Origin of the sequence: Pimelobacter sp. 30-1, assembly GCF_018831735.1 — a bacterium.
In the GTDB taxonomy this organism is placed as follows: domain Bacteria; phylum Actinomycetota; class Actinomycetes; order Propionibacteriales; family Nocardioidaceae; genus Nocardioides.
Genome location: NZ_NHTS01000003.1, coordinates 828,848 through 847,366 on the forward strand (window position 1 = coordinate 828,848; position 18,519 = coordinate 847,366).

The following is an 18,519-nucleotide window of genomic DNA, read 5'->3' on the forward strand; positions in this document are numbered from 1 at the left end:
GGTGCGCGGGGGGCTAGCCGGTGGCGGTGCTCAACGTGGCCCGCCCGATGGCGGTCAGCCGGCCCTGCTCGTCGGTGACGTCGACGTCGGCGACGCCGACGCTGCGGCCCGCCCGTCGTACGGTCGCCGTGGCGATGAGCCGCGACCCGCTGGAGGGCCGCAGGTAGTCGACCCGCAGGTTCACCGTCGGCGGTACGACGCCGGTCGCCACGATCGTCGCGAACACAGCCGCGGTGTCGATCAGCGAGGCGACGGGGCCGCCGTGGAACTGCGGCTCGCCACCGATGCGCTCCAGCTCGGGGCGCAGCGGCATCTCCAGCACCAGCGTGCCCGCCTCGGGGTCGGCGGCCGTGCACCGCAGTCCCAGGAACTCGTTGTAGGGCGAGGTCCGGAGCAGTGCGTCCAGCCCGGCCGGGCTGCGGTCCAACGTCTCGGTGCTCGTCATGCCAACCATCCTTCGTTGCTCGTCTCCAGCTGCTCCGCGATCTCGTGGAGCCGCCGCTTGTCGATCTTGTTGGTCCCGGCCAGGGGCAGCTCGTCGACGATCGCGACGCGCCGCGGGTACAGGTACGCCGGCGCCTGCTCGATCACGAACGCCTTCACCGCGTCGGCGGTCAGGTGCGAGCCCGCGCTCGTCACGAGGAAGGCGACCGGGATCCGCCCGCGCTCGTCGTCCGGGAGGGACACGACGGCCGCATGGGCGATGGACGGGTGCCGCTCGAGGATCGTCTCGAGCTCACCCGGGTAGATGTTCTCGCCGCCGCACACGAACATGTCGTCGGCGCGGCCCACGAAGTAGTAGAAGCCCTGCTCGTCGCGGCGCATCACGTCGCCGCTGTAGTACCAGCCGCCCGCGAACGCGCGCTCCGTCAGCTGCGGCAGGCCGCGGTAGCCGCCGGTCACGGCGGGGTTGCGCATCGTCAGCACGCCGTGGTCGTCGTCCGGGCCGTCGACGAGGCGCACCTCGGAGCCGGGGAGCGGGTGACCGAGCGCGAGCGGCGGCCGTGGGATCCCGTCGGGGTGCGCGCCGAAGATCGCCGGTCCGGTCTCGGTCGTGCCGTAGGAGACCACGACCGCGGCGTCCGGGATCGCGTCGGCGATCCGGCCCACCTGCTCCTCGGTGATCGGCGCCGAGCCGAGCGACAGCGCCCGCACGGACCGCAGCGGGGACGGGTCGTCGCCGACCACGCGCAGCACCCGGATCCACATCGTCGGGACGGCGGCGACGGCGGTCACGCCGTACCGCTCGATGGCGTCGACATAGGCCGCGGCGTCGAACCGCGGGCAGATCACGGTCGTGAAGCCCAGCGCGAGACCCCGGCCCAGGGTGACGAGGCCGTTCATGTGGAACAGCGGCTGGGCGATGATCTGGGTCTCGATGCGGCGGGGCTGCTCGGCGGAGATGGTGCGGAGCGCCCACAGCTGACCCTCGTGGGTCAGCGGCACACCCTTGGGCAGTCCGCTCGACCCGGACGTGTAGAGGATCTCGGCGAGGCCGTCCGCGGGCAGGCCGACCCCGGCGAGGGCGGCGAGCGCCGCCTCGTGGGGGACGGCGGCCAGGTCGGCGAGGAGCGGTTCCTGCGGGTCGTCGAAGTCGATGCTCGGCGTCCGCCCGGCCAGTGCCTCGCGCCCGGCGGCGTCGACGAACGTCAGCACCAGGCCGGCGTCCTCGACGACGTGGTCGAGCACGTCGCTGCCGGCGCGCACGTTGATCGGGACGGCCACCAGGCCGGCCTTCATGATGGCGAGGTACGCCACGACGTACTCGAACCGGTTGGCCGACATGATCCCCACCCGGTCACCGCCGGCCCAGGGGCCGCCGGCGAGCCGCGAGGCGAGCGCCGTGACCATCCTGCTGAGCTCGGGGTAGGTGTAGCCCACCGGTGCGTCCGGGACCCGCAGGTCCACGAACGCGAGCCGGTCCGTTGATCCTGCGTGCACCTCGGCGAGATCGCCGAGGTTGGCAACCGTCTCCATCAACCCTCCTCCTGTGCTGGGTGACGCCGGTGTGCCGGTCCCCGCGCGGGGACCGGCACACCGACGCCTTGCTGCGATGCCTACTTGATGTAGAGCGGGTACGGCGAGCCCATCGCGTACTGCGAGAAGCCCTCGAACGACAGCTTCGGGTCGTGCGCGAACACGGCCTGCTGCGTGTAGATCGGGATGTACGCCGCCTCCGACGCGTTCGCCTTGAGCGCACCCACGACCGCGGCGAGCTGCTCCTTGCTCTGCGCCGTCGTCGTGCTGGCGGCCCGGACGAACCCGTCGAGCCCGGGCGCGTCGAGGTTGGCGTAGTTCGAGCCGCCCACCGGGATGCCGTCGGCACGCATGAGCGTGTTCGGGTAGAAGTTCGGGTCCGGCGAGAGGCTGGAGTACGTCGACACCGTCATCTCCGTCGTGTGGTTGCTCGAGTTGGTCAGCCACTCGGCACCGGGCAGGCCCTTGATCTCGATCTCGAGACCGATCTTGGCAGCCTCCTCCTTGAGGATCTCGGTCGACCGCACGAACGACGGGTAGGTCGAGATGACCTCGGCCACGACCTTGTCGCCCTTCTTGTACGACGACTGCTCCAGCTCGCTCTTGGCGGCGTCGAGGTCGTAGTCGTAGGTCTCGATCTGGTCGTAGGCCGCGGAGACCTCGTCCTTCGGCAGCTCGGTCCAGACCCGCTCGGAGACCATCTGCGTCGCCGGGTCACCGAAGCCCTTGAGGGCCGACTTGATGATCGCCTCGCGGTCGACCAGGTGGGCGATGGCGCGACGCACGTGCACGTCGGCCAGGGGGCCCTTGTCGGTCAGCAGCGTGATGTAGCCGAGGGTCTCGGTCGGCGCCTTGGTGAGCTTGACGTTCGAGCCCGAGAACGCCGTGCCGTCGCCACCGACGACACCGTCGACGTCGCCCGCACGGACGGCGGCCGCACCGGGGACGGCCGCGGCGAAGACGAGCTTGACCGTCTTCCACGACTCCTTGAAGTCGGTGCCGGCCTCGCCGGCACCCCACCACGCGTCGTTCTTGACGAACGTCATGCCGGCGCTGGAGTTGAAGTCCTTGGGCTGCCACGGGCCGGTGCCCATGGTCAGGACGCCCGGTCCACCGAGGTCCTTGTCATGGGCCTCGCCGAACTTCTTCTCGACGATCTGGCCGGCGTACGCCGGGGTGTACTGCCAGGACGAGTCGGCCTGCTTGAGCTTGACGGTGACCTCCATCGGTCCCGTCGCGGTGACCGAGGCGACCGACGCGTACTTGCTCGCGGTCTGGGCGGTCTCGTCGCGGTAGCGGTCGAGCGAGTAGACGACGTCCTCGGGGGTGACCTCGGCGCCGTTCCAGAACTTCACGCCCTCACGCAGGGTGTAGACGTAGGTCAGGGGGTCGGGGTTGTCGACCTTGGTCGCGAGCGCCGGCTGCACCTTGCCGGTGCTGTCGAGCTTGATCAGGCCCTCGAGCGCGAGCCCGTTGACCCAGAGCGCCGGCTGGTCGTACTGACGCGCGGGGTCCATGCTGCGGATGCCACTGGTGGCGATCGTCAGGGTGCCGTCGGAGTGGTCTCCGCCGGTGCTGTCGTCCGAGGACGAGCCACATGCACCTGCGATCAGGACGATCCCCAGGGCAGCGATACCCATGCGGAGCGTGCGGACGGATCTTTTCATGCCTTACCCATCTGTGAGCGCTTCCCCAGCCAGTCGGATGACGTTCTGGGCACTGCTTCGAGCAGCTGCTTCGTGTATCCCGAGGTCGGAGAGTCCAAGATCTCCGCGGACCCCGTCTCCACGACCCGGCCCTTTTCGAGCACGTAGACGGTGTCCGCAACCTGGCGCACCACGGCCAGGTCGTGCGTGATGAAGAGCAGGGCGATGCCTGTCTCCCGGCGGATGTCGTTGAGCAGGTTGAGCACCTGCGCCTGGACCGACACGTCCAGGGCGGAGACCGGCTCGTCGCAGATCAGCAGCTCGGGGTTGAGCGCCAGCGCGCGGCCGATCGCGACCCGCTGGCGCTCACCGCCGGAGAGCGCGGAGGGACGCCGGGCGGCGTACTGGGGCCGGAGCCCGACGCGCTCGAGCACCTCGGGCACCGACAGCACGTTCTCGTCGCCGAACAGCGCGGCCTGGCGGCCGGCCTCCGCGAGGGTCTGACCGATGGTCATCCGCGGGTTGAGCGAGGAGTAGGGGTCCTGGAAGACGTACTGCACCTTCGAGCGCCAGGCCCGGACGTCGGAGCGCGGCAGCCGGCTCCCCTGGGTGATGTCGATCCCGAACACCTCGGCCGCGCCGGTGGTCACGGTCTCGAGCCCGACCAGGCAGCGGCCCAGGGTGGTCTTGCCCGAGCCGGACTCGCCGACGAGGGCGACGGCCTGCCCCTTGCGGACCGTGAGCGAGACGTCCCGGAGGGCCGACACCGCGGTGTTGCCGTGGCCGTACTGCTTGGAGATGCCCTGGAGCGAGACGATGACGGGCGCGGACAGGTCCTGCGCGACGACCTCCTCCGCGCCGTGCTCGACCGTCGTGAACCGGGTGTCGAGCTCGGCACCGATCTCGCCGACCCGCAGGCAGGCCGACGCGCGGTCGTCGCCGATCGGCGCCAGCTGGACGCGCTCCTGCGAGCAGTCGGGGGTCGCCCACTCGCAGCGCTCGGCGAAGCGACAGCCGACCTGGCGCTCGCGCACGCTCGGCAGCTCGCCCTTGATCACGGGGAGCCGGGCGAGCCGGCGGTCCAGCGGGGGCTCCGAGGCCAGGAGGCCCAGTGTGTAGGGGTGTCGCGGCGAGCGGGAGAGCTCGTCGGAGGGACCGGCCTCCATCATGGCGCCGGCGTACATCACGTAGACGCGGTCGCAGGCGGCGAACGCGACCCGCAGGTCGTGGGTAATCATGATCATCGACATCCGGCGCTGCCGCTGGATCGAGATGAGCAGCTCGAGGATCTCCTGCTGCGTCACGGCGTCCAGCGCGGTGGTCGGCTCGTCGGCGATGATCATCGCCGGGTCGGTCGCCAGCGTCGCGGCGATGCCGACCCGCTGGCGCATGCCACCGGAGAGCTGGAACGGGTAGCGGCGCGCGACGGACGGGTCGGTGATCCCGACCTCCTCGAGCCGGCGCTGCACCTCGGCCTGGCGCTCCGGCTTCGACATCGCCTGGTACTCGGGCTTCTCGCGCAGCACCTCCTCGAGGTGCCGCCCCACCCGCATGAGCGGGTTCAGCATCGTGAACGGGTCCTGGAGGATCATGCTGGCCTCACGGCCGCGCACCACCTTGCGCATGTCGCGCTCGGACGCGGTGAGCACGTTGATCCCGCTCAGCTGCGCGGTTCCGGTCGCGGTGAACCCCGACGGCAGCAGCTGCAGGAGGGAGCGGACCGACAGCGACTTGCCGCTGCCGGACTCGCCGACGATGCCGATCGTCTCGCCGCGGTCGACGTGGAGGTCGACCCCGTCGACGAGGATCCGGTCCTCGTCGCCGGTGCGCAGGCTGATCGTCAGGCCGGCGACGTCGAGGAGGCGGGAGGCGGGCTCAGTCATTGCGGCCTTCCTTCGTGGAGAGGCGGTCGTAGACGTAGTCGCCCAGGACGTTCACGCTGACGGCGGCGAAGATGATCGCGAGGGCCGGGCCGATCGCGGTGAGCGGGTTGTCGAGCAGGACGGCCTGGCTCTCGGCCAGCATGGTTCCCCAGTCGGCGCTGCCCGGCGTCGAGCCGAGGCCGAGGAACGACAGCGCCGACAGGTTGATGAGGGCGAAGGCGAAGCTCAGGAACGCCTGCGAGATGGCCAGCGGCAGCACGTTGGGCAGCAGGTGGCGGAACATGATGCGCGTGCGGGACATGCCGAGCGTGCGGGCCGCTTCGACGTACGGGCGCGACTTCTGCTCGATCGCGGCCGCCCGCACCAGGCGGGTGTCGTACGGCGCGGAGAGGATCATGATCACCGCGACCGCGACCCAGTAGCCGCCGCCCAGGACACCGATCGCGACGATCGCGACGAGCACGCCGGGCAGGGCGTACATGAGGTCGACCCAGCGCATGATGATCCCGCCGGGCAGGCCGCCGACGTAGCCGGCGATCAGGCCCAGGACGCAGCCGATGACGAACGCGCCGATCGCGATGATGAGCGGTCCGTAGAGCGCGGTGCGCGCGCCGAGCACGACCCGCTCGAAGATGTCGCGACCCAGGTCGTCGGTGCCCAGCCAGTGCGCGCCGGACATCCCCTGGAGACCGTCGGTCAGGGACTGCACGTTGGCGTTCGGCACCAGCATCGAGCCGAACAGGCCGGCCACGACGATGCACGACAGGTAGACGATGCACAGCAGGACGCTGATCGACGGGAGCCGGCGGCGGGTACGCCGTACGGTCGGGGCCGGCGCGTCGGAACCGGCGGTCAGCTCGATGCTCATCGGCTCTCTCCGCTCACGGCGATGCGCGGGTCGACCGCGAGGTAGGCGAGGTCGGTGACCAGGTTGATGAGGAAGACGGTCGCCGCGATCACCAGCGTCACTCCTTGCACGATCGGGAGGTCCTTCTGCTGGACCGCGCTGACGAGCAGGCTGCCCAGGCCCGGCAGCGCGAAGGTGGCCTCGACCACGACGGCGCCGACCATCACGAAGCTCAGGACCACGCCCGCGGCGGTGATGACCGGGACCAGCGAGTTGCGCAGGACGTAGTTGAACAGCAGCCGCGACGGCTTCACCCCGCGCGCCCGGGCCGCGATGATGTAGTCCTGACCGGCCACCTCGATGACGGCGGTCCTCGTGTAGCGCACCACCAGCGCGATCGTCGCCGTGCTCAACGCGACCGCCGGCAGGATCAGGTGCCGCAGCCGGTCGCTCCCGGGGTCACCCGCACCGATCGCCGGCAGCCAGTTGAGCTGACCGGCGAACACGATGATCAGCAGGATGCCGACGGCGAACGACGGCGCGCTCACCGAGATCATCGACAGCTGCGAGACCAGCCGGTCGGCGAACCGCCCGCGCCGCAGACCGGCCACCATCCCGAGCGGGATGCCCAGCGCCATGGTGATCAGGAAGGTCAGCGCACCCAGCTGCACGGTGACCCCGGCCCGCTCCACGATCGCGGACGAGACGCCCTGGCCAGTGAGGACCGACTGCCCCAGGTCGAGGTGCACGGCGTCGGTGAGCCAGTTCCAGTACTGCAGGAGGAACGGGTCGTCGAGGTTGTAGCGCGCCCGGATGGCCTCCATCGTCTCCGGCGTCGCCGGGAGGTTGCCCAGCAGCAGACGCACCGGGTCGCCGGGCGCGAGCGCCAGCAGCGAGTAGATCCCGAAGGAGTAGACGACCAGCAGGATGGCCGCTCCAGCGAGACGTCCGAGGACGTATCGGAGTGTGGAGCGCAAGGTCATGGATCGATCGCTCTCTTCGTGGACGGGAGGGTGCTTCGCGCCGCGGCGGCGTCGTGTGAACGTACTAGCATGTTGATAAACATGTCAACGGATCCGACGACGAAAACCCCCATGAAAAGGGGGCGAACGGAGAGTCCGGTCAGCCTGCGAGGCTGACCGGTGCACCCGCAGGCGTCACTGGGGGCGTCGCGGCACCCAGACCAGGCCGTCGTCGACCGGCTCCGACGAGTCCTGCGCGGGCAGACCGCCCCACAGGATCAGCCGCTCGCCGGCCCACGCGACGACCTGGTACGCCGTGTGGCCGGGGCAGCGCGGGACCTCCAGCGCGTCGGGCGGGAGCGCGGAGACCAGCCGGTCGCCCGCGGTGATCCACGCAGGTCCGGCGGCAGCGGCTCCGAGGAGGCAGCCGGCGTCCGGCGCGTCGGGCAGCCCGGGGTGCCCGTGGTCGGCGGGCACGAACTCGCGCCACGTACCGGTCGCGGGGTCGTAGGCCTGGTTGCGTGCCGGAGGGTCGGAGTTCTCGGCAGCGACGAGCAGGTCCCCCTGCGGGATCAACCACTGCCCCTGGGTCAGGTCGGGCGTCGCCGGGTCCACGACCCGCCACCGGTCGCCCTCGAGCACGGCGAGCCGGGACGGCTTCCCGTCGTAGGCGCCGACGTGGTTCTCGGCCGCCATCGAGAGCAGCCACAGCCGCCCGTCGAACCAGGCCATGCTCCGGTCGTAGGACTCCCCGAACGGGTCGGCCGGCAGCGGCGCCCAGGTCCCGGTCGCGCCGTCGAAGCGGTAGTCGGGCGACGCGGTGCCGCGCTTGTCGTAGGAGAAGCGGACGGCATCGTCGGCGCCGTCCTTGCCGTCCTTGCTGGGGATGACGACCAGCCCGCCGTCGATCACGTGCCCGGGGACGTCCTGGACCTGCTCCCACGTCCCCGTCGCCGGGTCGAGGAGCAGGGTCACCCCCGAGGCCGCGCCGACGAGCAGGGCGCGGTCCCCGAGCCAGGCCCCGAACCCGGGCCCGAGCGGCTGCGACGCCGGCGGCAGCAGCCGCCAGGTGTCCGCGGCCGGGTCGTAGGCGGCGGCCTGCGCGGACGGCGTACCGGACCGGTAGCAGTCGGCGATCGGCGGGCACACGGGCCCTTCCTCCCCACCCGTGACGACCAGCTCGGTACCGGTCCACACCCCCACGGCGTTCGCACTGCCCGCCAGCGGCGAGGCCGCGATCGGCGCCCAGTCCCCGGTCGGCGCCACGTCCCGGCCGGAGGGGCCGGCCGGCCGGGTCTGGTCGTCGCGCCCGTCCGGCCCGACCACCCCCAGCACCGTCCCGGCCGCCACGATGACCAGCACCGCCGCCACCGCCCCCAGCACGGTCCTCCGCACCGAGCGCCGGTGCCGGGCCGCCGTCACCGCCGCCCGCATCCGCTCCCGGTCGGCGTCATCCACCCCACGCGGCGCGGCCGCGGCCCGCAACGCCTCGTGCAGCCGGTCATCCATGGTGATCCTCCTCGGAGAGCCCGGCCGCGGGGACGTGGGCGCGGAGCCGTTCCATGCCGCGCGAGAGGTGGCTCTTCGCCGTACCGGTCGAGCAGCTCATGACCTCGGCGATCGACGCGAGGTCCAGGTCGTCGAGGTGCCGCAGCAGCACGGCCGTGCGCTGGCGCGGGGTCAGCTCGGCCAGGGCCGCGAGCACCCACGCGTCGAGCCCGCCCACCGCCGCCTCGGCCGCCTCCACACCCACCACCTCGGGGACGGCGTCGGTCAGCACCTCACGACGGCGCCGCCGGCGACTGTCGATGTGGAGCCGCACCAGCGTGGTCCGGGCGGACGCCGCGGGGTTCCCGTCGCGGCGGATGCGCGACCATGCATCGAACTCGCGCTGCTGCATCGCTTCCTCTCCGCCCCCTGTCAGCCCTGATACGCGCGGAGAGCCGAAAAGGTTGAGACGGAGCGGCTAGGAGCTCTTGTTCCGGGCCGTCGCCGCGAGCCAGCGCGGGTCGTCGGTGACGTCCCACGGCGGGTCGATCGGCCCACCGGCCGGCTCGTCCGGGAACAGGGCGTCGAAGAGGTGGCGCAGGTTGTCCCGCAGGTGCCGTACGACGGACGCCCGGGCCCGGTCCGCGTCCTTGGCCGCGATCGCGTCGTAGGTCTCCTGGTGCTCGGGGTCGTTGAAGAACACGTAGGACTGGCTCAGGTAGCCGGGCACCAGCGCCCAGAACCGCTGCATCTCGTCCTGGAGCGTGCCGATCATCGCGGTCAGGCGGCGGTTGCCGGACATGCCCGCGACCATCTGGTGGAACTGCCGGTGCAGTCCACTCATCGTCTCGACGACCTCGGGGTCGTTGGGCGAGCGTCCTTCGAGGCGCTTGACCTCGGCCATGGCGTCGGCGTGGGCGGACTCGAAGGCCGCGGCGTCGGCCGGGGTGAAGGCGGCCGCGGCCAGCTCGGCGGCTAGGCACTCGAGGCGGACCCGGATCTGGAACAGGTCGCGGATCTCGTCGAGGTTGATCGGGGTGACGGTGTAGCCGATGCGGGGCTGTGCGACGAGGTAGCCCTCGGCGACCAGCCGCTTGAGCGCCTCGTGGGCGGGGGTGCGGCTGACCTCCATCTCCTGGGCGATCTGGTGGGCTGCCAGGACGTCGCCCGGGCGGACCTGTCCGGTCAGGATCCGGGCCTTGATGTCGGCGTAGACCATGGCGGCCAGACCACCGTGCGCGGCGTCCCTCATCGTGCCTTCTCCCACTTCCGACGTACGAGCGCGCCCATCATGACAGCGACGTCTTCAGGAAGTCGATCAATGCGCTCCACGCGTCGGCACGCGCCCGTGCGGTCCCGGGGCGGGTCCCGCCGTAGGCGTAGGCGACGTCGTTGACCGGGTGGACCGACCTCGTGACGACCGGTGTGAAGGGCAGACCGAGGTTGTGACCGGCGTCCGGGAACACCAGCCGGCGGGTCACCGCGGCGGTGCCCGCGGCGAGCCGGCGGCGCAGCAGGACGTCGCTCAGCTCGGCCGAGTCCCACATCAGGTCGGCGCCTCCGCAGAGCAGCAGCACCGGGCCGGCGAACCGCTCGATGGGGATGGTCGCCCGGTCCAGGTCGTCCGGTGCGGCCGCCGCGACCGCGGCCCGGAAGCCCGGTGCGGCGGCGATGCCGGTCGGTGTCCTCGTGGACCCGCCGGAGACCAGGCCGTCGTCGGGGACGGGCGGTACGGGGCGGCCGGCGAGCGTCCACGCGGCGCCGTCGCGGCCGTCGGAGGTGAACGAGCCCCAGACGTAGCCGGAGGGGACGACGGCGGCCGCGGCCCGGATGCCGGGGACGTGCGCGGCGACGAGCAGGCTGAGCTCGGCTCCGCGCGACTGACCCTTGACCGCGATCGCGTCCGCGCGCACCTCGTCGCGGGCCGCGAGCCAGGCGACGGCGTCGGCGACGTACTCGAGGGGGAGCTCGTAGAGGTCGTCGGGCCGGCCGGGGTAGTTGAAGCAGGCCAGGGCGAGGCAGACGAAGCCGCGGCTGGCGAGCAGCGCGGCCTCCTCCTCGTTGATGCCGCCGCCGGAGCCGGACAGGCTGATCACCGCGGGCCGCGGACCGGGCTCGGCCGCGAGGAACAGCCGCCCGGCCAGGGGGGACGGGAGGTCCTCGACGCGCACCCCGGGCCCGCGGAGCTCGCGGACGTAGTGCGCGACGGCGGAGCGGTCGCCCTGCTCCACACGGAGGGTCCAACCGAGCTCGTGCTCGGCGGGCGCCGGTCCGGCCGCCGAGCCCGGTCGCGCCTCCAGCGCCCACAGCAGGGCGGTGGGATCGGCGTCCGCGAACCCGTCGAGAGCGGTGGTCGCGAGGTCGACGACCCCGTGCTCGTCGGCCGTGGCGGTGAACCGGCCCGACCAGTCGGCCCCCTGGTACGACGGCAGGTCGACGACGAGGGCTACGGACTCCCCCGGCACCGCATCGGTGATCCGTACGTCGAAAGCCGTGTCGGCGAGCGAGCGCGCCGCCGGGCCGTCGATCACCAGGCTCATCCGGCGTCGCTCCGGCCGTTGCCACCAGGCTTCAGGGTCTCGTCGAACCACGCGATGATCGCGTCGAGGCGGGCCTGCCGGTGCCGCGGCAGCCCGCTGTCGTGGAACATGTGGCTGGCGCCCGGGAACGACAGCAGCTCGGTGCGCTTCCCCGCACGGTGCAGCGCCGAGAAGAACCGGCGGCCCTGGGCGGGCGGGCAGCGCAGGTCCTGCTCGGCGACCACCACCAGGACCGGGATCGCGACGTCCTCGGCGTAGGTCAGCGGCGACTTCAGCCGCTGCACCTCCGGGTCGGTCCCGATGTAGAGGTGCGTGTAGTCCACGTCGTCGTCGATGTCGGCGTCGTTCCACTCCACGGTGGCGCGGTCGACGATCGCCGAGGCGAAGCGGTCGGAGCGCGCGGCGAGCCAGGCGGCCATGAAGCCGCCGTACGACGCCCCGATCACGCCGACCCGGTCGGGGTCGCCGGCGAAGTCGTCGACGGCGAGGTCGACGAGCGCGGTCAGGTCCTGGACGTCGACGTCGCCGAAGGCGTGGCGCACCGCCCGGCCGTGCTCGGCGCCGTAGCCGGAGGAGCCGCGCGGGTTGCCCATCACCACGACGTAGCCCGCGTCGACGCAGGCCTGGGCCTGGTCGAGCAGCCGCCAGCCGAAGGCGCGGAACGGTCCGCCGTGCACGGCGAGGACGACCGGGAACGGACCGTCGCCCTCGGGACGCAGCACCCACCCGTGCACCGGGTAGCCGTCGGCGGCCGTGCCGCTCACCTCGTGCATCCGCGAGAGCGGTCCGGCGGCGGCGAGCGGTGCGCCGAACGACGTGAGACGGCGCGAGCCGTCGGGCGTGACGGCGTGGAGCTCGCCGGCCTCGGTGTCGCTCGCGACGGCGGCCACGACCAGCCCGTCGCGGACGTCGTACCCGAGGACGTGGGTGGGTCCGGCGACCACGTCGGCGACGGCGCCGTCCGGCGCCACCTGCACCAGGTCGACGGCCCCGCGCCTCCCGACCAGCGCCAGCACGCCCGTGCCGGTCACGGTGAGCGGCTGCGGGACCAGGTCCGTCGTGTCCGGGTCGGTCAGGCGGGTCGCCGGCGCCGGCTCGGCCCCGCCCAGCGCGGTGACCCAGAGCGAGGTCGGGTTGAAGTACGTCTCGTTGAGCTCCCCGCCGGTCTCGGTGCCGAGGAAGTAGACCTGGTCGCCGTCCGCGCTGAAGGCGGGATGGCTCGCGCGCAGGTCGGTCCGCGTCACCACGGTCGTCCGGCGCTCGCCCAGGTCCCGCACGAAGACGTCGCGCGCCGGCACCGTGTCACGGTCGGCGTGCCGAGCCGCGACGAACGCCAGCCGCGTGCCGTCCGGGCTCCACGCGGGGCCGTCGTGGTCGGCGGCCTCGGTGGTGTGCTGGGTGACCGCGCCGTCGGCGACGGCGACGGTGAAGACCTGCTTCGGACGGTCGAGCACGTAGCCGATGCCGTCCTCGCGGTAGCGCAGTCCGGTGATCCGGCGCGGCGGCTCGGAGGATGCCGTCTGCGCGATCGGCGCGACGTAGCGGCCCGGCTCGGGCACGCGCGCGACGTACGCGATCGCCGTCGAGTCCGGCGACCACTGCGGCGAGGAGACGCCGAGGGGATGGCTGGTGAGCACGCGGGGCGTGCCGCCGTCGTGCGGGAGGAGGTGGAGCTGGGGTCCCGAGCCCGGCACCGAGCGCGTGAACGCGAGCCAGCGGCCGTCGGGCGACCAGCGCGGCTCGCGATCGAGCTCGCCGGAGGTGATCCGGGAGGGCTCCGCGCCGTCGACAGGCACCCGCCACAGGTCCGCGAGGTAGCGGTCCGTCGCCAGGTCGGCCCGCTCGACCGAGACCACCGCGCAGTGCCCGTCCGGGGACAGGGTCGGCGAGCCGAGCACCTGGATCAACCCGAGGTCGGCTGCCTTCATCGTGCGACTCCCTTGCTTGCCATGTTGATAAACATGTTAGCGCAAGGGAGTCGGCGCCTCCCCGAGGTCCCAGAACAGTCCGGCCATGATGCCGAGCGCCTCCTTGGCCAGGCTCGCCAGCAGGTGCTCGTCGGGCGCGTGCTGCGAGCACCCCGGGTAGGAGTGCGGGACCCAGATCGTCGGGATGCCGAGGACGTCGGCGAAGCAGTCGTTGGGGAAGGTACCGCCGAGGTTCGGGAGGATCGTCGGCACCTTCCCGGTCGTCCGCTCCACCGACGCCCCCGCCCACCCGACCCACGGGTCGTCGTGGTCCAGGCGGGTCGCGGCGGTGATCTCGGGATCGACCTCGACCACCACCTGCTCGAACCCGTGCGCGTCGAGGTGCGCTCGGACCGTCGTACCGACCGCGGTGTGGTCGGTGCCCACGACGAACCGCAGCTGGCACCGCGCCGAGGCCGTGCCGGGGATGGCGTTCTGGGGCCCGGTCGCCGCGCCCGCCGACAGCCCCAGCACCTCGAGCGTGTTCCAGCCGTAGAGCTGCTCGGCAGCGCTCAGGCCGGGCTCGCCCCACTCCTCGATGGGCGGCGCCGAGGGCCCGCCGTCGATCTCGATCGTGCTCAGGATCGCCCGGACCGGGTCCGGGATCGCCGGCGGACGCAGTCCCTCCACGAGGATCCGGCCCCGCGCGTCGACCATCGTGGCGAGCGCGTTCGCCAGCAGGACCGCGGGATTGGAGAGCAGCCCGCCCCAGTTGCCCGAGTGGTAGCCGCGCGGACGCAGCGCCGCCCGCAGCGTGAACGACACCTCGCCGCGGGTGCCGAGCACGAGCGTCGGGCTGGTCTCCGCGACCCGGGTCCCGTCCGAGGCGATGAGCACGTCGGCGGCGAGCTCGTCGCCGGCCAGCGCCGTGCAGACCTCGCGCAGACCGGGCGAGCCGATCTCCTCCCCCATGTCCATCAGCACCGTGACGTTGAACCCCAGCCGTCCCTCCCGCACGCGCAGCACCTGCTCCAGCGCGGCGAGGTTGATCGCGTGCTGGCCCTTGTTGTCGCACGAGCCGCGGCCGTACCAGCGGTCGCCGTCCACCACGAGCCCCCAGGGCGACCACGGCGCGGTCCACCGCTCGGCGTCGCCCAGGACGACGTCGCCGTGGCCGTAGACGAGCACTGTGCGCAGCGCGGGGTCCTCGACCCGCCGCGCCACCAGGTACGGCGGCCGCTCCGCCACCGGGTTGTCCACGAGGCGCCACGTGAACCCGCAGCGCTCCAGGCCCGGCACGATCTCCTCGCGCAGGTAGTCGCGGTGCACGTCGCCGCGCTCGCCGGACTCGCTCTCGGTCGGGTAGGCGACCTTGCGCTCCAGCTCGCGCAGCAGCGCGCCCGACTCCAGGTGGTCCTCCGCGAGCTCGATCGCCCGCGCACGGGTCAGGGCACTCTCCACCCGTCCAGCCAAGCGCAGCCACGGTCGCGTGACCATCGCCGATTCCCGAAGCCCCCGTTGCCGATCCGAGAACTACTGTGTGCGCGTGCACCTCCTCAGCGACTCGCTCCGCTACTTCGTCGAGGTGGCGCGCACCGGTTCGATCGCGGAGGCCTCGGAGAGCCTGCACATCGCGGCCTCGGCGATCAGCCGGCACATCGCCCGGCTGGAGCAGGAGACCGGCACCCGGCTGTTCGACCGGCACCCCCGCGGGATGGTCCCGACCGAGGCCGGCCGGCTGCTGGCCGACCACGCCCGCCGCACGCTGCTCGAGGAGAGCGACCTGCTGGAGCGGATCCGCGACCTGCACGAGTCCGGCCGCGCCTTGATCACGGTGGCGTGCACCGAGGGCTTCGTCGAGGACTTCGTCCCGGCCGAGATCGCGCGCTTCCGCGAGCACTTCCCCGCCGCCCGCGTGCAGCTCACCGTGACCGACCCGGCCGCCGCCACCGAGGCCGTCGCGACCGGCACGGCGGACGTCGCCCTGACCTTCAGCCTGGCGCCGGCGTCCGGGGTCCACGTCGCGTTCTCGTCGGCCGAGCCGATCGTCGCCCTGGTCCCCGACGGCCACCCCCTCGGCGACCTCGACAGCATCTCGCTGGCCGACCTCCAGCAGCACCCGCTCGCCCTGATGGACGGGGGCAGCACCCTGCGCGAGCTCGTCGACATCTGCTGCGCCGCGGAGGGACTGCACCTGGAGCCCGTGCTGACCAGCAACTCGTCGGCCGCCCTCAACGCCCTGGCCCGGCGTACGGGAGCGGTGACGCTGACCGGGCTCCTCAGCGCGCGGCACCTGGTCGGGGACGGCTTCCGCACCGTCTCCCTGAGCAATCCCGAGCTGCGCCGCCGGACCCTGCAGGTGCAGACGATGGCGCGGCGTACCCTCCCACCGGCGGTCGACGCCTTCGTGCGCCAGGTCGTCGCCTCGCTCGGGACCTAGGCGGAGGACCGGGCCGCCCCGGGCGCTGACGCTCGAGGAGCCGGGTCGCGGTCGTCGATGGCCTGGCGGACCTCGCTGACGGCGGAGCGGACGGTGGTGCCGTAGGCGTCGTCGGGCAGGGCGGAGGTGTGCTGCTCGGCGCGGTCGATGTGCTCGGCCGCCGCCTCGAACGCGCCCAGGCGGCGGAGGTTGTCGGCGATGTTGAGGTACAGGCTCGGGTAGAACCCGGCCACGCGGAGGCCGGCGTGGTGCTGCTGGGCCCGTTCGTCGGTGAGCGCATCGGCTGCGTCGAGGGCGCGGACGTCCCACATGAGCGCCGATGCGGGATCGTCGTGGAGGTCCGCCAGGTAGTGAGCGAGCGTGCAGCGGTGGAACGGGTCGCCCGTGACCCCGATCTGTCGCCAGAGGGCGAGCAGCGCGCGCCGGGCCGGTTCGGGGTCGCCCTCGCGTCCGAGGAGGACGGCGTCGCCGATCGCCTCCATCGTCGGATCGGGCGTCGCGGCAGGGTCGGTCATGAGGGATCGGGCCGGCAGGGCATGACGAGCGCGGTGAGATCGCCGTCGTCCGCCGACCGGACCGTGGCGGGCAGGTCAGGACCGCGAAGATCGACCATCACGTCGGTGCCGAGCGCCTGGCTCAACGCGGGGTACAGCGTGGCCAGCTCGAACCAGACCGTCAGGTCGGGACCGGTCGCGGTGCCGTGCAGCGCCATGGCGGTCCCGGAGAGCAGGAGACTCGGCCGGCCGTCCGCGATCCGCAGTCCGATGGTCGCCGGCGCTTGCCCCAGCACCGCGAGGACCTGCTGCGCCTGGACGGTCACGCGATGGGTCACGGCGGGAAGGGACCCGATCAGGAGCCTGTGGTCAGGGAAGACCTCCGTCAGCACGCGGCACCGGGCCACGGCACCGTCAGCCGTGCGGAGAGCCAGCGTCCGTTCGCCCGCCTCCAAGGTCACGGTGGGACGTCGCCGGAGCCACGAGACGGCGCTCTGGAGGTCGTCCCCGGCCAGCGTTCCTGCCCACGAGACGGTCGACGGCCGGCTGGGCACCAGCGTCCGGGTGGCGAGGCGGTAGCGATCGGTCGCGGTCAGGGAGATCGCATCAGGACCTGCCTCCAGGTGGACGCCGGCCAGCACCGGGACCTCGGGGTCGCGCGTCGTGGTGGCCAGGACCTGATCGACGGCCGCCGCGAGGACCGGACCCGGCAGGGCGCACAGCGTGAGGGAGGCATCCTCACCGAGAGACGCCTTGAGCGTTGCCGCGGTCTGCTGGATCTCCTTGGCCTCCGCGGTGACCTGGCCTACCTGCTCGTCGATGAGCCGGGCAGCCTCCGCGGCACCAGCGGTGAAGAACCGGCCGATCGTGGACAGCGGCATCCCCATCTCGCGCAGCTGACGCAGCTGCGAGGCACGCACCAGCTGCGACTCGCCGTAGAACCGGTATCCCGTCACTGGGTCGACCTGCTCGGGACGCAGCAGGCCGGCGTCGTCGTAGAACCGCAACGCGCTCGCCGTCAGCCCGGCGAGCTTGGCGAACGCGCCGATCGACATCAACTCCGGGTCAGCCATCCCCACATCGTCCGGCCTCGACCAACTCGAAGGTCAAGCCGGCGGCGGCCGTCGACGACGTCTCGCCCCGCAACGGCGAGGACCCTAAGGTCACCCTCATGCTCATCGTCGTGTCGGGAACCCATGCGAGCGGCAAGAGCTCGCTGATCGGCGACTTCTCCGCCGCGCACCCGGACGTCGAGGTCTGGCCCGACCCGATCGAGGAGCTCGGCGAGTACCCCACCGATCCCGGTGCGGGCGTCTTCTTCCAGCAACTCCAGGTCGCGGCGGCACGCCTGCTCGCACCGGTCGACCACCCGGTGATCGCCGAGCGCGGCCCCCTCGACTTCCTGGCCTACCTCGAGGCCGCCGACCGGCTCGGCCGCCCCGTACCGTCGTCCGACCACCTCCGCCGGGGCGCCGAGCTCTGCGCCGCGGCGATGCGCCACGCCGACCTGCTGGTGCTGCTCCCCCTCGACCCGACCTCGCCGATCGACGTACCACCGGACGAGGACCCCGAGCTGCGCGAGGTCATGGACGAGGTCCTGCTCGAGCTGTCCGACGACACCGACCTGACCGGCGGCACGGAGGTCGTCGAGCTGACCGGGGAGGCCGCCGCCCGCCTCGCCGCACTGGAGCGCCTGACCGTCGCGTAGCCGACGACCGATGCCCACGATGCGAGCGCAAGCGCCGGCAGGCACCCGACCAGGTCGGCGCCAGCGCGCGCCGTCAGCACCGGTACGACGAACGGTGACCGCCGTGCGGTCGAGCGCCGAGTGCCCTTCGCGGTAGTGCGGCGCGAGCGGTGGCGCAGGGAGCCGCCCTCGACCGCCGTTCAGGCCTGCCCGTCGCTGATGGTCATCGAGACGACCTCGCCGCCGGCCACGTCGAACGCGAACCGGCTGGGACCGTTCGCATGGTTGCTGCGCCAGTCACCGATCACGACGACCTGTCCGGTGTCGGTCGTCGCCACCGACCAGATGGACAGCGTTCCGTGGGCACCGATCAGCTCCTTGCTGCTCCACCCGTCGATCGCCGTACGACCGCGGAACACACGACCCCAGTCGTCCACGAAGCCGTCCTCGGCGAAGCAGGCGAGGAACGCGTCCTCGTCATGCGCGTTCACCGCGTCGATCAGCGTGGCGACGGGCTCGGGCAGCTGCATGGTCATGGGTTCCTCCTGGTCCCGGAACATCCTCACCACTCCGACCCGCCAACATGCGCGCGATGACGGCCCTTCGGCCGATTGCCCTCCGTTCAGGGGTCAACGGGTGCCCGGCACG

Annotated in this window: 17 protein-coding genes; 2 read left to right on the plus strand and 15 right to left on the minus strand. The window is 72.4% G+C overall.

Going from position 1 to position 18,519, the window contains the following annotated elements; translation table 11 throughout:
- Nucleotides 1-13 precede the first annotated feature (13 nt).
- From CCO04_RS09315 to CCO04_RS09370, 12 genes are all read right to left on the minus strand, one after another.
- The gene (locus tag CCO04_RS09315; protein ID WP_215813796.1) at nt 14-445 is read right to left on the minus strand and encodes a PaaI family thioesterase; all 432 of its coding nucleotides are present in this window, start codon (nt 443-445) and stop codon (nt 14-16) included.
- Complete coding sequence (locus CCO04_RS09320) at nt 442-1,977, minus strand: class I adenylate-forming enzyme family protein (RefSeq protein WP_215813797.1); 1,536 nt, start codon at nt 1,975-1,977, stop codon at nt 442-444. The genes CCO04_RS09315 and CCO04_RS09320 overlap by 4 nt, the downstream gene beginning before the upstream one ends.
- Nucleotides 1,978-2,057: 80 nt before the next feature.
- Nucleotides 2,058-3,617, minus strand: a complete 1,560-nt coding sequence (locus CCO04_RS09325) for an ABC transporter substrate-binding protein (RefSeq protein ID WP_215813798.1) — start codon at nt 3,615-3,617, stop codon at nt 2,058-2,060.
- A 23-nt stretch (nt 3,618-3,640) separates the two neighbouring features.
- Nucleotides 3,641-5,506 (minus strand): ABC transporter ATP-binding protein, encoded by a 1,866-nt coding sequence (locus CCO04_RS09330; protein ID WP_215813799.1) that lies wholly within the window; start codon nt 5,504-5,506, stop codon nt 3,641-3,643.
- Nucleotides 5,499-6,374: an ABC transporter permease gene (locus tag CCO04_RS09335; RefSeq protein ID WP_215813800.1), complete on the minus strand. Its 876-nt coding sequence runs from the start codon at nt 6,372-6,374 to the stop codon at nt 5,499-5,501. Before CCO04_RS09335 ends, CCO04_RS09330 begins: the two co-directional genes overlap by 8 nt.
- Entirely contained in the window at nt 6,371-7,336 is a 966-nt protein-coding gene (locus CCO04_RS09340) for an ABC transporter permease (protein ID WP_215813801.1), read from the minus strand. Before CCO04_RS09340 ends, CCO04_RS09335 begins: the two co-directional genes overlap by 4 nt.
- Before the next feature lie 174 nt (nt 7,337-7,510).
- Nucleotides 7,511-8,824: a hypothetical protein gene (locus tag CCO04_RS09345; RefSeq protein ID WP_215813802.1), complete on the minus strand. Its 1,314-nt coding sequence runs from the start codon at nt 8,822-8,824 to the stop codon at nt 7,511-7,513.
- Complete coding sequence (locus CCO04_RS09350) at nt 8,817-9,215, minus strand: sigma factor-like helix-turn-helix DNA-binding protein (protein WP_215813803.1); 399 nt, start codon at nt 9,213-9,215, stop codon at nt 8,817-8,819. Before CCO04_RS09350 ends, CCO04_RS09345 begins: the two co-directional genes overlap by 8 nt.
- A gap of 66 nt (nt 9,216-9,281) precedes the next feature.
- A complete protein-coding gene (locus CCO04_RS09355; protein ID WP_215813804.1) occupies nt 9,282-10,055 on the minus strand; it encodes a GntR family transcriptional regulator in 774 nt (257 codons plus the stop codon).
- 37 nt (nt 10,056-10,092) lie between these two features.
- Nucleotides 10,093-11,343: an acyl-CoA thioester hydrolase/BAAT C-terminal domain-containing protein gene (locus CCO04_RS09360; protein WP_215813805.1), complete on the minus strand. Its 1,251-nt coding sequence runs from the start codon at nt 11,341-11,343 to the stop codon at nt 10,093-10,095.
- Nucleotides 11,340-13,271 (minus strand): S9 family peptidase, encoded by a 1,932-nt coding sequence (locus CCO04_RS09365; RefSeq protein WP_215813806.1) that lies wholly within the window; start codon nt 13,269-13,271, stop codon nt 11,340-11,342. Before CCO04_RS09365 ends, CCO04_RS09360 begins: the two co-directional genes overlap by 4 nt.
- Nucleotides 13,272-13,307: 36 nt before the next feature.
- Nucleotides 13,308-14,711 carry a M20 family metallopeptidase gene (locus CCO04_RS09370; protein ID WP_215813807.1) on the minus strand — a complete coding sequence of 468 codons (1,404 nt, stop codon included), beginning with the start codon at nt 14,709-14,711 and terminating at the stop codon, nt 13,308-13,310.
- Nucleotides 14,712-14,796: 85 nt separating this feature from the next.
- On the opposite strand from CCO04_RS09370, the gene CCO04_RS09375 reads away from it, so the two are divergent.
- Nucleotides 14,797-15,690, plus strand: coding sequence for a LysR family transcriptional regulator (locus CCO04_RS09375; protein WP_215813808.1), 894 nt, complete (start codon nt 14,797-14,799; stop codon nt 15,688-15,690).
- Here CCO04_RS09375 and CCO04_RS09380 read toward each other — a convergent pair.
- A complete protein-coding gene (locus tag CCO04_RS09380) occupies nt 15,687-16,205 on the minus strand; it encodes a hypothetical protein (protein WP_215813809.1) in 519 nt (172 codons plus the stop codon). The genes CCO04_RS09375 and CCO04_RS09380 overlap by 4 nt on opposite strands.
- The gene (locus CCO04_RS09385; protein WP_215813810.1) at nt 16,202-17,257 is read right to left on the minus strand and encodes a MerR family transcriptional regulator; all 1,056 of its coding nucleotides are present in this window, start codon (nt 17,255-17,257) and stop codon (nt 16,202-16,204) included. The genes CCO04_RS09380 and CCO04_RS09385 overlap by 4 nt, the downstream gene beginning before the upstream one ends.
- 98 nt (nt 17,258-17,355) lie before the next feature.
- On the opposite strand from CCO04_RS09385, the gene CCO04_RS09390 reads away from it, so the two are divergent.
- Complete coding sequence (locus CCO04_RS09390; protein ID WP_215813811.1) at nt 17,356-17,892, plus strand: AAA family ATPase; 537 nt, start codon at nt 17,356-17,358, stop codon at nt 17,890-17,892.
- Between the two features lie 179 nt (nt 17,893-18,071).
- Here CCO04_RS09390 and CCO04_RS09395 read toward each other — a convergent pair whose 3' ends face one another.
- Nucleotides 18,072-18,407 (minus strand): nuclear transport factor 2 family protein, encoded by a 336-nt coding sequence (locus CCO04_RS09395; RefSeq protein ID WP_215813812.1) that lies wholly within the window; start codon nt 18,405-18,407, stop codon nt 18,072-18,074.
- Nucleotides 18,408-18,519 lie beyond the last annotated feature (112 nt).